The sequence below is a fragment of the Psychrobacter sp. 1Y4 genome, assembly GCF_051847555.1.
Genome location: NZ_JBPYDE010000002.1, coordinates 20,202 through 33,344 on the forward strand (window position 1 = coordinate 20,202; position 13,143 = coordinate 33,344).

Below are 13,143 nucleotides of genomic sequence, written 5' to 3' on the forward strand. Positions count from 1 at the left end.
CTTATTTAACCACCAGCCACTGGGGTGATAAACACCACGCTATCGCCATCATGGATTTGTTCTGTCCACTTAGCGAAGTAATCATTAACGGCGACCCGCAGCTCAGCTTGCGGACGACTAAATCCGTGCTTTTGACGCAGCTGATCGTATAGCTCGCTCAATGAGGTTGACTGCACCACGCTGACGGTCTCTTGCTGGCGCCCAGCTTCATCGGCGAGGCTAGCAAAGTATAAAACATTGATATCCATAGCGGTATCAACGTTGGTTGCTGTTTTAGTTTCTGGCTCAACGATTTTTGGTTCGATAGTGTTCATCACACTCTCCATTCTTTACAAGCTACTTGGCTTTGTGTTCAATGCCTTACTGTCTTAAAAAAACTGTTTTAAAAGAAGTCTTATAACCCTAAGCATGACTATAATCTGATTTGCCACCCGTTTTTTTTAGCAAATGTACGTTATCGATAACGATATCATGCGATAGTGCTTTGGTCATATCATAGATGGTCAAACAAGCAATACTCACCGCTGTCAAGGCTTCCATCTCGACACCCGTTTTATGCGTGACTTTAACAGTACCGCTGACGGTTATGCTATTGCAGGTATCATCGTACTCAAAGGTTAAACCAATCTTATCTAGTGGCAGCGGATGACACAGCGGAATCAGATCGTGGGTGCGCTTGGCCGCCATGATGCCTGCAATATGCGCGGTCTGAGTGATGCTACCTTTTTTGGTCATACCATCAGCGGCTTTGATCTGCTCATAAATCTCGCTCGGAAATCGCACTTGTCCCGCCGCATTGGCCTCTCGTGTTGTGGCAGTTTTACCACTGACATCGACCATAGTAATATCACCATCGCTGTCTAAATGCGATAAAGTGGATTGGGTAGCAGTAGTTTGATTGTCTGCTTGGGCGTTGTTATTCATTGTTAGTTTCTCTAATATTTATAGATTGCTTAACGAGCCGCAGACGCGAGCAAACTCTGCTGGCGTATTAAAGTTGGTCAAATGCTGCCAGTTGCTTGCTAAAGGCACCGCTTGCGCCATCGGCTGAAGAAAGGCCATCACGCGCCGTCCGCCATTATCAATATAAGCCTTTAAATCAGGTTCAATACTCAACTGATAAAGCCCTAATAATGGATACAAATGGCTATTATCGGTTAAGCAAATCACCTTTTTATCAGCTTCTTGATTTTTGTTTATTTGAGTCGCTACAGACTGCAACTTTTGCCATAACTCTGTAGCAGGTATCAGACTATCACAGCTAATTACCAACAGCCATGATGACTGGTTTTCCGTTAAAGCATCTGATGGCTGAGTCTTTATCACAGTTTGCAGAGCCGACTCGATAGCGACCAATGCCCCGCCTGTAACAATCTGACCGTCACTCTTCTGCTTTTTACTATTGATAGCACCATAATCAGCAATATGAATAATTGGAGATTGTGGCTCATTGTCACTTAAAACTGAATCAATGTTAAAGCCGCGCCCATTATCAGCAATCATAATAGGCAGCTTTTTATGATTGCCAGTATGAGCTTGAGCTAAATCCAGCGCATGCCGTACATGGTAATCAAGCAGACGCTCACCTGTCGGCAGAACGAGTTCAGCTTTGGGTGTGCCCATCCGTTTAGAGGCACCGCCTGCTAAAATAACAATACCAGCCAAACTGTCTAAGCAGTTAAAACCATTTGAACCATCTATAGTATTTATCATAGCCACACTTTGCTTGTTATCACCTCAGTCGTGGCTTGGGTTTTGTGCCATAAAATGCGGTACAAAATTGCACGGTCGCGTACGGCTATCAAACTGCTCTTTGAGGATGTTCTCCCAGCCTGTACGGCACGCGCCTGATGAGCCTGGCAAACAAAAGATACCCGTGCCGTTTGCCATGCCTGCAACCGCGCGCGACTGTACCGTTGACATGCCAATCTCATCTTTTGAGATCAGACGAAACATCTCGCCAAAGCCGTCGATAGATTTATCAAACAATACATTTACTGCCTCTGGCATACTGTCTCTAATAAAAAACCCTGTACCGCCCGTGGTAATGACCGCGTGGACGTTTGGATCAGCAATCCAGCCACTAATCACCGCTCGTATCTGATAGATATCATCGGTAATCAGCTTGCGATCTGCCAAATGATGACCTGCGTCGGTTAAGCTATCTGCTAAATACTGGCCTGACGTATCTTCTGCCAGCGTCCGACTATCAGAAACGGTCAATACGGCAATATTAAGTGGGGTAAACTTGGTAGCAGGTTTGCTCATAGGGATTCCTCAAAAATACAGTTTTTATAATTTAAATATAGTTTTTATGATTAGAGTACAGTCATGCTAACCACCAATAATCGATAAGTTGTGCATAATGCCGCTATTAGACTCATGCAAATGATGGTGTTCAGGTTTGATCGGCATAAAGCTGTGCAAAGTCTCAACCAAACCTTGTATATCCCCTGTTTGCAGATGCTGACGAATATCGTAGTTGCCTTGATCAAACAAGCACAGATGCACCTTGCCTTGGCTACTGACTCTCAGGCGGTTGCAGGTATCACAAAAATGCGCAGCATAAGGCGCAATCATACCGATGCGACCCACATAGTCTGGATGACTATACTCTACTGCTGGGCCATCGCTACTACCTCTTACGTGTGGCTGCCAGCCATGCTCAGTCAGATAATCGATGATGGTATCGGAATGGGCATGCTGAGCAAAGAACAGATCACTGTTATCACTGGTTTGCATAAATTCAATAAATCGGTAAGTGACGGGTCTGTCTTTGACATAGTCAATGGCGTCCATCAAGTTCTCAAAAGCAGTCTCTGCCATCAAAACACTGTTTATTTTAAGCTTGATATCGGTAGTTTCTAATAAGGTATCCATATCAGTAAGCAGTTGCGGTAAGGTATTAAAGCCAGTCATCTGATGAAAGGTGTCGGCATCAAAGCTGTCCATGCTGATATTTAATTGATTTAGGCCAGCTGCTTGCCAATTGGCCAAGTGTTTACCAAGCTTATAACCATTACTGGTCATGGCGACAGTCTCAATGCCCGGTGTCTGTTTAATGGTGTTAATAATCTCGACTACATCACGGCGAATAGAGGGCTCGCCGCCTGTGATTCTTACCTTTTTGGTGCCAACTTGCGCAAACCCGCGAATGAGTGTCGCAATCTCAGGCACACTCAATTCATCATCAGGACGCTTGCCTTGATAACCATTTGGTAGGCAGTATTCACAGCGAAAATTACAAAAGTCAGTAATAGACAGACGCAGATAGGTCAGGCGACGAGAGAAACCGTCAGTTAAAGGCTGATGGGCATCAATCGTACTAGCAGCAGGTGCAGTTACAGATGACGCTCTATAATTATCAAACGTAGTATGTGCTGAGGTAGGCGAATACATCTGAGCACTGCCTATCTGAGCATTACCTATTTTAGTATTGTCATCATTCATAATTTACTGCCATTAGTATTGCTGGTTATCAGCATTACTTTTCTATTCGGATTTATCAACCTATTGTAGCGTTTATTTTGGTTTTTCTTGTAGTCATCTTATAGTAAATTGGCAAGCGCTTAATCAACTATGTAGCCAAGGAAAAGGCTGTACGGTCACGGTACTGTCCGCTGCCACATCGCCGCTATCCTTATCTAATACAATAAAGCAATTGGCATGGCTCAGCTGTTTGATTCTGTGTGATTGCTGACTTAAAAAGCACTTAACTTGATAGCTGCCTGCTGCATTTTGCGACACTACACCGCGCTGAAAGTCTTTGCGACCGACTGATTTTTTCACATCATTCATCAATATCGCTTTGACGTTCAGTTGAATAGGTTGCTCTGACAAACCAGCACCTGACATCTGCCATAGTGCTGGTATCACAAACTGCAGCGCTCCGACAACCGTAGATAATGGATTGCCAGGCAAGCCAAAATATAATACAGGTTTATCAAGGTCTTTATTTAATTCGCCAAACACAAAGGGCTTGCCAGGCTTCATCGCCACCTTATAATGGTTAATTTGCCCTAACTGCTCAATGACGGTGGTTAGAAAATCATAATCTCCCACCGACACGCCAGCGGTTGAGATCAGCACATCACAGTCTTGCATGGCTTCGTTGACAGCCGCAGTCGTCTTGCCTAAATCATCAGCAATGATGCCGTAGTCGCGAATCGTAATCGGTAAGTCTGCGAGCAAGCTTTTGAGGGTTGGGGTATTGGAATTATATATTTGTGCAAGGCTTGTCAGCTCATCACCTACAGCGACAAGCTCGTCGCCGGTTGCCAGCAACCCAACGATAAGCGGCTCAAAGACGCTTACTTCACCGACCCCTAAGTTTGCCAGCAAGCTAATATCAGCAGGATTAATGCGTTTGCCTGTTTTTAGTACCGCTTCACCTGACTCAATCTCTTCACCCTGGCGGCGAATATTGCTATCGATCTCAGCAGTTTGCGATAGCGTAATAGCATAAGGCTTTGATTTATCAAGCGTGTCTTTTATTTCTGCAAAATTGGTATTCTCTTGCATGATAACCGTATCACAGTCACTTGGCACGACTGCCCCAGTAAAAATGCGTACACCCTGTCCCGCTACAAGCTGACCTGTATAAGCGCTGCCCGCTTGCGATTCGCCGACTATTTTGACAGTACTGTCTTTTGATAGCGCACTGCCTTGCGCAATTGCATAGCCATCCATCGCTGACAGGTCTTGTCTTGGTATATCAAAAGGTGAGCTTATATCTTGCGCTAATATTTGATTTTGGCTATCTAGTAGCTTGCAAGTATCAATGACTCTTTGTTGACGCGTAAAGTCGTTATTATTGTAATTGTCTACGCGCAGCTTTATCGCTGACTGCAATTCTTCCATAGTAATCATAAAGGTCTACTCTTTTTATTCACGTTATTTGTAAGATGAAAGGATTGCGACGTAAGAACCCTCTTAACTCAACCATCAATCCATCTTCGTGCTCTAGCATGAGCAAGTTGGCTTGGCGTGTCAATATCATAACTGAGCTGATGATTATTTACGCTACTTATTTGGTGAGACGCCAGCCCTCTAATTAAGTGCCGTAGTCCCTTATCCCCTGTCAGCAAGGCTTGCCATTGTGTCAGTAGCTCATAATCGATTTTTAGAGGCAGGCCAACGATATCATTTCTAAGAGGATCACTAGTGGTTATTTGATTGGTGGTTGTCTCATGAAACGCAGTTTTCTCGCTCAAGTCCTGCTCGTCGCTCCAATTGTTCAAACTACTATATCTACTAGCAACCACATCCTGCGCGCCTGTCATCAACGCGATTAGATGCGACTTATCAAGCAATACTTGATCAATGCCCATGATTAATACGCGACTGACTAAAAGATCATCGCAGTCAATATCATTGCGTAATGCCTCGATACCCAAATACAAACTGTGCGCCATACCAGTTTTGGGAGCTGTATTCATAACCGTATGAATGGCGGCATACTGTGCTGCCAGCTTAGCCACCACATCTGCTATTAATGAATGATCACTAGGAATAACCACGACAATAGCTTGTGGCTGAGTCGCTAATGCTAGCTTAATCATGTAGCCGATCAATGGCTCACCATTTTTATGAAGTAGCTGCTTTGCTTGACCAAGGCGCTGACTGAGACCACTTGCCAAAACAATAACGGTATGATTTTGCGTCATCATGCGTGGCTCATCATAGTTACATCACTATTGGCCAAATCTACACATTGAGCTGATGGCGTTTGTCCATGCATGACTGCATTAATCTGTGCCATGATACTAAGTGCTAAGGCTTCGGGTCCATCGCCGCCTAGCTTATAGCCGATTGGATAATGCAGTTTATTAATCCCTGCATTTAAAACGCTAGGATCAGCTTTGGTCACGCTAATTTCATTAATCAAACGCTCAGTACGATAGCGTGGCCCCAATTGGCCAAGGTACTTATAATGATGAGCATGCTCTAGTAAGGTTGCAAGGCGAATACGGTCTTGCGACAAACTATGTGACATAAGCGCCACTGCCGCATTTTCGCTGAGCGCCAGTAGCTTGTCCGTCGCATCAAGCGGCAACTGCATCACCCTATCTGCCTGAAAAAAACGTGAGCGAGTTGCATATCCTGACCTACTGTCTACAACGGTGACGTGCCAATCTTGCAGCTTTGCCATGGTGACCAGCGCTGACACATCGTCACCTGCCCCGCAAATCAGCAAGCGGATTTGTGGCTGTATACTTTGTACGAGCCACTCGGTTACTAAGTTAGCGTTGTCGTCATTTTCATCATTGTTATCATGTTCATCATCTTTTACAACAATATACTCGGCATTTTTATCGATAAGTGCATGTTGTGCTAATTTTTCAACCGTATCCGCAATCGTATTTGAGGTGTTAGCGCCAGCTTGATTTGACTCGCTATTGATACCGCTGTTATCAGTGCCAATAGTCGTGATTTGTCCCGACTCGGTATAATTATCCAAATCAAGACGCATACTGATTTTAAGTTTAGAGCTTGAATCTTGATGATTAGCAAAACGAATGAGGGTTGCAATTTTTTTTGGCTGCTGAGTTGCACGCACTTGCCGAACGATATCTAATAAAGCCGTAGCCGACGTTAGTCGCTCAAACAGTATGTGTATGCGCCCATTACAACCTAGACCAAAATTTAATTCGTCCATCTCATGATATAAATCGTCATGTGGATCGTCGCTCACATCGTTTTGCGTCAGCTCAATGTCAGGTTTAGCCCTGCCATCCTCAGTATAGCCAATATCGTCGCCGGTTTGGTAAGCTTGCACGCATGCGCCGTGACGAGTGAGCCAAAACCCGCGCTTGATAATATGCGGCTCAAGGCAGCCGCCACTGATCATCCCCACTGAACGCCCATCTTCAAGGATGAGCATCATGGCGCCAGCCCGGCGATATGCTGAGCCTTCAGTACGGACGACCGTTGCGAGTACGGCATCGATTTTTTGCTGTTGAGCCTCGTCTGCCAGTCTAAGAATGTCAGCAATTTGATTCATAATATGCTTCTTATATTAAAGAAATAATCATTTTGAAGAAAGAATAACCCGCTTTAGCCAATATCTAAAGCGGGTTCTTGAGGTGAAAATGATAGGTTTTGATAAAAATCTATCAACAGCCCTTACTCTGGCATTTCAGCAAGCAGCTTATCAAGCGTAATTGGAAAATCATAAACACGCACACCGACCGCATTATAGATAGCATTCGCAATAGCTGCCGCCGATCCTGAAATGGAGGTTTCTCCAATCCCTTTAATATGCATAGGGTTGGTATAAGGGTCATCTTCTTCTAACAAAATCACATCCAACTGCGGTACGTCCGCGTTGACCGGCACATGGTACTCGGCAAGGTCATGGTTACATAAGCGGCCATCGTGCTTGTCATGAATGACCTCCTCCATCAAAGCGGAACCAATGCCAAATATCATACCGCCGTAACACTGTGAAGTTGCAAGCTTATGGTTGAGAATACGGCCCGCTGCATACACGCCAGTCATACGCTTGACGCGAATCTCACCGGTGACTTTATGTACCGCGACTTCAGCGAAGTTGGCCCCAAACGAGGCTTGGCGAAGATTTTTGCCATTTTTGCCCGGCTTGATCTGGCCTTTGGCGCTGATTTCTTGCTCGTCAAACTCAGCGATGATATCGGCTAGTGCATAAGACTGATTATCATCAAAATCATATTGCTCGGTTGCTGTTTTCAGATTTGATGCCGATTCTGGCAGCGGTATACCCGTTTTCTCTGACGCTATATCCATCAAATCTACGGCTTTATCCATCAAGCCTGAGACTTTATTAGCCAATTTTTCATCAACCAGCTCTGTGACTTTTTCTTTACCTGCATCAATGGCTACTTCTACTTTACTAGGCTCGTGCTCACCTGATTTTTTGATTTGACCGTTATCTATACGAATCGTATCGGCATGTAGACCTACCTTTTTGGCTAACATGGTGCGTAGCTGCTCACAAGCTAAATAGACACCACTACCGGCGCTAGCGGCACCGAAGCTGCCACCCGAACCCGACGCTGGTGGTAGTGCGCTATCGCCAAGCTTCATCTCAATATGATCGATAGGCAGACCTAATAAGTCGGCTGCGACTTGAGTAAATACGGTGTAAGAGCCTGTCCCAATATCTGTCATATCCGTTTCGATAATGGCTTTGACGCCAAGCTCTTTTGAGTCATCGACTTGTAGTATCGCCCGCGCTTCAGAAGGTTGTAACGTGTTGCCACGAGAAGTGCCAGACATACCGGTACCTATCCACCAGTCGCCTTCTAGTCGGCTGGCAGGTTTGGGGTTATGCTCGTCCCAACCAAATGCTTCAGCGCCTTTTTCCATACAGGCGACCAGCTGACGCGTGGAGAACGGAATCTCTTCACTAGGGTCTTCTTCAGGTTCGTTACGGCGGCGCAGCTCAATAGGGTCGATCTCAAGCTTGTTCGCCAGCTCATCCATCGCACATTCAACAGCGATCATACCTACCGCTTCACCAGGAGCACGCATAGAGCCTGATAATACGTGATTCATATCTACCATCTGATAGCTGACGCGGCGATTCTCTCCGCGATACAAAAAGTGAGTGGATAACGCTGTTGGTTCAAAGAACGCCTCGCCTGGCAAATTGCTGGTCGTGGTATCGTGAATAAAGGTATTAATAATACCCTCTTCATTACAACCGATAGCGATACGCTGACGGGTATTTGAGCGTCTTACCGTCGCTTCCATCACTTGCGGGCGCGTCATAGTAATCAGTACTGGACGACCGACTTCTTTAGAAGCAATAGCGGCAGCAATAGATTCTGGTGCAATACCAAGCTTACTGCCAAAACCGCCGCCCACATAATAGGAGATCAGCTCGACTTGATCTTTATTCAAATCTAATGCGTCCATTACTTGCTGCTTACAAGAGGCGATCATCTGGTTTGAAGTATATAAGACAAGCTTGTCATCTTCCCAATGTGCCAAAGTAACGTGCGGTTCCATTGCAGCGCTATTTTGACTTGGGGTATGGTACATACTATCGAGGGTTACCGCCGAATCCGCAAGGCCTTGCTCTGGATCTCCGTGCTTGGCATTCTTATCCGAGCCTTTTTTCTCATTTACCTCGTGGGCGTTAGGTAGCTCTTTAGTAAAATCCAAAGCCGCTTGATCGGTTTCGTCTTTATAAGTGACTTTAAGGGCCTTGGCGCCTTCGGTCGCCGCTTCAAAAGTTTCAGCGACAACAACAGCGATGGGCTCACCATGATAAAAAACCTCGCTTACGCCCTGAGTCGGTGCTTCGGTCTCACCGCCTTGCTGTGCATTACGTAAGAAGCGCTTAGGATCAGTAACGACTTTAATAATACCTGGAATATGTGCAATCGAGTCGTTATCGATCTTTTCGACTTTTCCTTTAGCAACGGTTGAGCCCACCAAGACACCATACACTTTATTGTCTAGTTGAATCTCTGCCGAATAATGAGCTTGACCGCTAACCTTTAACGAGCCCTCGACGCGGTTAATCGGTTTACCCACCAAATTACTTGCTGTTTTGTCAAATAACGTTTCAACAGGCTCATTCATTTTTTCTTTATTGGTAGGCTCTGACGGTAATACTGAATCTAATAATGACATGATTATGCTCCCTCGCCCGCTAGTGCACGCTTAATGACTTGTTTTAGCAAACGGCGTGTTAGTGGTATTTTAAAATCGTTTTGACCGCTACCTTTGGCATCTTTTAACAACAGATCTGCTGCCTGATTGATAGTGTCATCGTCGCCCTGCGTATCCGTCAATAGATCTTCCACGTCCTCATTGCGCCATGGCTGAGTACCAATTCCGCCAAATGCTAAGCGTACTGTCGCCAAATTACCATTATCATCAGCGTCTATCACAGCTGCACAGGATACAAGCGCAAAAGCGTAAGAGGCGCGGTCACGCACTTTGTCATAAGTGTGCATACCTTTAATAGGTGCTGGCAGCACAACATGCGTAATAAGCTCACCGGACTCTAAAACGTTTTCGATATGGGGGGTATCTTTTGGCAGACAATAAAAGTCTTTTACCGGAATCTGCCGAGTCGAGCCATCGGTTTTGGCAGTCTCAATCGTTGCATCAAGCAGACGCATAGCGACCGCCATATCGGATGGGTGCTGAGCAATACAAGATTCGCTGGTACCCAAAATAGCCAAAGAGCGGTTCTCACCATCAATTGCAGGACAGCCAGTGCCCGGTTCACGCTTATTACAAGGGCTATCGGTATGATAAAAGTAGTAGCAGCGCGTACGCTGCAGGAAGTTACCGCCAGTCGTCGCTTTATTGCGCAGCTGACCAGTTGCACCAGCTAATATGGCGCGAGACAATACTGGATAATTGGCAATCACACTAGGATGCGCGGCCAAATCACTATTGCTCACTAAAGTCCCAATACGTAGACCGCCATCAGCAGTGTCTTCAATCTGTTCAAGCTCTAAGCGTGTCACATCAACCAGTTTGGTTGGCGTTTCAATCTCAAACTTCATCAGATCGAGCAAATTGGTACCGCCTGCGATAAATGAGGCCTCTTTAGGAGTAGCAAACATTACCGCTTGCTGCGGTTCGAGGGCACGGATATATTCAAAGCGTTTCATGAGCGGCCTCCTGCTGTGCTACTGGCAGTTTTATTATGGTTTACTGATTGGTTACCAAGTTGGGACTGACTGGGCGGCGGTGACCAAATACCTGTTACGGCCGAGTCTTGCAGCGAACTTGTATTCGTCTTTTCACTAGAAGAAGCCCGCTTACCTGACACTTCGCTTTCAAGCACTTGTGAGATGGCATCAACGATGTTGGGATAAGCAGAACAGCGACAAATATTGCCACTCATGCGCTCAGCGATCTCTTGGACTAATAGCCCATTAGGGTTTTTGAGATCTGTCGTCACATAGCTTGGCCAATTTTGCTTGACCTCTTCTATTAAGGCAGTCGCTGAACAAATTTGCCCCGGGGTACAATACCCACACTGAAAAGCATCGTGATCTTTAAATGCTTGTTGCAAGGCTGATAACGATTCGGGCATACCAATGCCTTCGATTGTCGTGATTTCATCACCGTCGTGCATCACGGCTAAGGTCAAACAGGAATTAATACGCTCACCATTGATGAGCATCGTACAAGCACCGCATTGACCGTGGTCACAGCCTTTTTTGGGTCCAGTGATTTGTAAATGTTGGCGGCAGACATCGAGCAATGTCGTGCGCGGATCGAGATTATCAAGCTGATAATCCTGCTTATTAATCGTTAACGTCAAAGTAGACATGCTGGCTTCTCGCTGGCAGATGATAAGAATTTGCGGATGATTTTTTATCCATCCATCTAGTTATTTAGTATTGATTATTTAATATTAAGACGTATTGGACATTTAGCTTTGACGCTACTACAGACCGTTTTTATGCCTTTAATATGCGCTAATGTCATCATTAATATAGAAAAATACAATCGAAACAATCTATACATTAATATGCTCAGCGAAACTTACGATATTGTTTTTTTGTAGTAGATAGGCAAAAAGTGTTAACGCTCAGGCAAATCTGCCTATTTCTCATTTGCGCATACAGAATTAAAACTCCAACTTACAACTGGTTTAATTCAACCTCTTATATAACCATTTTATATAGTCATTAATTTATAACGACCAATCTAAAATTTCACTGCTAATAAGATAAATTTCCCATTGTCATCAAACTGTCATGAAAGCTTGGCAAACTACGACACATCTTCCAAACAGTTATTTTTGCTTTTTATCAAATTTGCTTTGTTGTCAAACTTTAGGAGTCTTACATGCGTTATTCGTTATTAGCAGTCGCCGTTAGTTGTACCTTATTACTCACCGCTTGTAATAAATCGACTGATACTACAGAGTCGGCTACTGATAGCAGTAGCGCTGTAACAGCGGCTGAAACCACCACTAATACAGCGTCTACTACAGCAACTGATTTTAAATCTGCTGAAAACATCGCCATGAACATCACCGGTGCAGGCGCTTCGTTCCCGCAACCTATCTATGCCAAATGGTCTTATGACTATAATGCCGCGACTGGCGGTCAGGTGAACTACCAATCAATTGGCTCCTCTGGTGGTATCAAACAAATCGAAGCAAAAACTGTAGACTTTGGCGCTTCCGATGCACCGATGACCCCTGAAGAGTTGGACGCAGCAGGACTTATTCAGTTTCCGACCGTCATCGGTGGCGTCGTACCGATTGTCAACATCAATGGCATAGAGCCAGGTCAGCTGAAATTGGACGGCGCAACGTTAGCGGACATCTACTTGGGTAAGATTAGCAACTGGAACGACCCTGCTATTACTAACCTAAACCCAGACTTAACCCTGCCTGATGCTGCTATTACCACCGTATTCCGCTCAGATGGTTCAGGTACGACCTTTAACTTTACCGATTATCTGGCCAAGGTTTCAACTGACTGGAAAGACAGCGTTGGTGTCGATAAAACCGTCAAATGGCCGACCTCTGCGACTGGTGCAGGTGGTAAAGGTAACGAAGGGGTTTCAAGTTACGTCAATCGTATGAAAAATTCTATCGGCTACGTCGAGTACGCTTACGCCAAGCAAAATAACATGTCACATACTGCACTAAAAAATGCGGCTGGCAACTTCGTGCAGCCATCTGCTGAGACCTTTGCAGCGGCAGGTGATATCGACTGGTCACAGCAAGCAGGCTTTTATAAAGTCATCACCAACTCTGAGACTGAGCAAGCATGGCCAATCGCAGCGGCGACCTTTATCTTGGTACATAAGCAGCCAGAAAATCCGCAGCAAGTGGCTGGCGTCTTAAACTTCTTCGACTGGGCTTACGCTCAAGGCGATGAAGATGCCTTAGCCCTTGATTATGTGCCGTTTTCTGATACCGCTGTTGCGCTCTTTAAAGCGCAGTGGAATGAAGTCAAAGGCAGCGATGGTCAACCCGTCTACAAACCAGCTCAATAGTATTTAAAAACCAGTAATGATTCTCGAGTCACCCTTTCAAACAGCTATTCTCCGGTAGTTGTTTGAAAGGTTTTATCACAACAAATTTAAAAGTAGCGTTATTAATTACCGTTAGTAGCGCTACTGATTAAAATTTAGTTTGCTGTGATAAGACCTGATTAATCTTTTGAATCT

At 45.1% G+C, this 13,143-nt stretch carries 12 protein-coding genes; 1 reads left to right on the forward strand and 11 read right to left on the reverse strand.

Annotated features, from left to right (window positions below):
* Window positions 1–5 precede the first annotated feature (5 nt).
* The 11 genes from ACS8FC_RS01550 to ACS8FC_RS01600 form a co-directional block, all read right to left on the reverse strand.
* The gene (locus ACS8FC_RS01550) at window positions 6–314 is read right to left on the reverse strand and encodes a MoaD/ThiS family protein (protein WP_439295669.1); all 309 of its coding nucleotides are present in this window, start codon (window positions 312–314) and stop codon (window positions 6–8) included.
* Between the two features lie 88 nt (window positions 315–402).
* Window positions 403–924 carry a cyclic pyranopterin monophosphate synthase MoaC gene (gene moaC, locus ACS8FC_RS01555; protein ID WP_439295670.1) on the reverse strand — a complete coding sequence of 174 codons (522 nt, stop codon included), beginning with the start codon at window positions 922–924 and terminating at the stop codon, window positions 403–405.
* A gap of 18 nt (window positions 925–942) precedes the next feature.
* Entirely contained in the window at window positions 943–1,713 is a 771-nt protein-coding gene (gene mobA, locus ACS8FC_RS01560) for a molybdenum cofactor guanylyltransferase (RefSeq protein WP_439295671.1), read from the reverse strand.
* A gap of 24 nt (window positions 1,714–1,737) precedes the next feature.
* A complete protein-coding gene (moaB, locus tag ACS8FC_RS01565; RefSeq protein ID WP_439261731.1) occupies window positions 1,738–2,268 on the reverse strand; it encodes a molybdenum cofactor biosynthesis protein B in 531 nt (176 codons plus the stop codon).
* Between the two features lie 66 nt (window positions 2,269–2,334).
* Window positions 2,335–3,450, reverse strand: a complete 1,116-nt coding sequence (gene moaA, locus ACS8FC_RS01570; RefSeq protein WP_439295672.1) for a GTP 3',8-cyclase MoaA — start codon at window positions 3,448–3,450, stop codon at window positions 2,335–2,337.
* 123 nt (window positions 3,451–3,573) lie between these two features.
* Window positions 3,574–4,869 carry a molybdopterin molybdotransferase MoeA gene (locus ACS8FC_RS01575; RefSeq protein ID WP_439261733.1) on the reverse strand — a complete coding sequence of 432 codons (1,296 nt, stop codon included), beginning with the start codon at window positions 4,867–4,869 and terminating at the stop codon, window positions 3,574–3,576.
* Window positions 4,870–4,937: 68 nt separating this feature from the next.
* Window positions 4,938–5,669 (reverse strand): NTP transferase domain-containing protein, encoded by a 732-nt coding sequence (locus tag ACS8FC_RS01580; RefSeq protein ID WP_439261734.1) that lies wholly within the window; start codon window positions 5,667–5,669, stop codon window positions 4,938–4,940.
* Window positions 5,666–7,003, reverse strand: a complete 1,338-nt coding sequence (locus ACS8FC_RS01585) for an XdhC family protein (RefSeq protein ID WP_439261735.1) — start codon at window positions 7,001–7,003, stop codon at window positions 5,666–5,668. Before ACS8FC_RS01585 ends, ACS8FC_RS01580 begins: the two co-directional genes overlap by 4 nt.
* A gap of 122 nt (window positions 7,004–7,125) precedes the next feature.
* Window positions 7,126–9,621 (reverse strand): molybdopterin cofactor-binding domain-containing protein, encoded by a 2,496-nt coding sequence (locus ACS8FC_RS01590; RefSeq protein WP_439295673.1) that lies wholly within the window; start codon window positions 9,619–9,621, stop codon window positions 7,126–7,128.
* Between the two features lie 2 nt (window positions 9,622–9,623).
* Entirely contained in the window at window positions 9,624–10,616 is a 993-nt protein-coding gene (locus tag ACS8FC_RS01595; protein ID WP_439295674.1) for an FAD binding domain-containing protein, read from the reverse strand.
* Window positions 10,613–11,284 carry a 2Fe-2S iron-sulfur cluster-binding protein gene (locus tag ACS8FC_RS01600; RefSeq protein ID WP_439261738.1) on the reverse strand — a complete coding sequence of 224 codons (672 nt, stop codon included), beginning with the start codon at window positions 11,282–11,284 and terminating at the stop codon, window positions 10,613–10,615. The genes ACS8FC_RS01595 and ACS8FC_RS01600 overlap by 4 nt, the downstream gene beginning before the upstream one ends.
* Window positions 11,285–11,805: 521 nt before the next feature.
* Here ACS8FC_RS01600 and pstS point away from each other — a divergent pair.
* The gene (gene pstS / locus ACS8FC_RS01605; protein ID WP_439295675.1) at window positions 11,806–12,969 is read left to right on the forward strand and encodes a phosphate ABC transporter substrate-binding protein PstS; all 1,164 of its coding nucleotides are present in this window, start codon (window positions 11,806–11,808) and stop codon (window positions 12,967–12,969) included.
* Window positions 12,970–13,143 lie beyond the last annotated feature (174 nt).

What these genes read in the sequence shown, in the direction of transcription:
- ACS8FC_RS01550 (WP_439295669.1), bottom strand. Translation starts at nt 314, where the DNA reads ATGAACACTATCGAACCAAAAATCGTTGAGCCAGAAACTAAAACAGCA.
- moaC (WP_439295670.1), bottom strand. Translation starts at nt 924, where the DNA reads ATGAATAACAACGCCCAAGCAGACAATCAAACTACTGCTACCCAATCC.
- mobA (WP_439295671.1), bottom strand. Translation starts at nt 1,713, where the DNA reads ATGATAAATACTATAGATGGTTCAAATGGTTTTAACTGCTTAGACAGT.
- moaB (WP_439261731.1), bottom strand. Translation starts at nt 2,268, where the DNA reads ATGAGCAAACCTGCTACCAAGTTTACCCCACTTAATATTGCCGTATTG.
- moaA (WP_439295672.1), bottom strand. Translation starts at nt 3,450, where the DNA reads ATGAATGATGACAATACTAAAATAGGTAATGCTCAGATAGGCAGTGCT.
- ACS8FC_RS01575 (WP_439261733.1), bottom strand. Translation starts at nt 4,869, where the DNA reads ATGATTACTATGGAAGAATTGCAGTCAGCGATAAAGCTGCGCGTAGAC.
- ACS8FC_RS01580 (WP_439261734.1), bottom strand. Translation starts at nt 5,669, where the DNA reads ATGATGACGCAAAATCATACCGTTATTGTTTTGGCAAGTGGTCTCAGT.
- ACS8FC_RS01585 (WP_439261735.1), bottom strand. Translation starts at nt 7,003, where the DNA reads ATGAATCAAATTGCTGACATTCTTAGACTGGCAGACGAGGCTCAACAG.
- ACS8FC_RS01590 (WP_439295673.1), bottom strand. Translation starts at nt 9,621, where the DNA reads ATGTCATTATTAGATTCAGTATTACCGTCAGAGCCTACCAATAAAGAA.
- ACS8FC_RS01595 (WP_439295674.1), bottom strand. Translation starts at nt 10,616, where the DNA reads ATGAAACGCTTTGAATATATCCGTGCCCTCGAACCGCAGCAAGCGGTA.
- ACS8FC_RS01600 (WP_439261738.1), bottom strand. Translation starts at nt 11,284, where the DNA reads ATGTCTACTTTGACGTTAACGATTAATAAGCAGGATTATCAGCTTGAT.
- pstS (WP_439295675.1), top strand. Translation starts at nt 11,806, where the DNA reads ATGCGTTATTCGTTATTAGCAGTCGCCGTTAGTTGTACCTTATTACTC.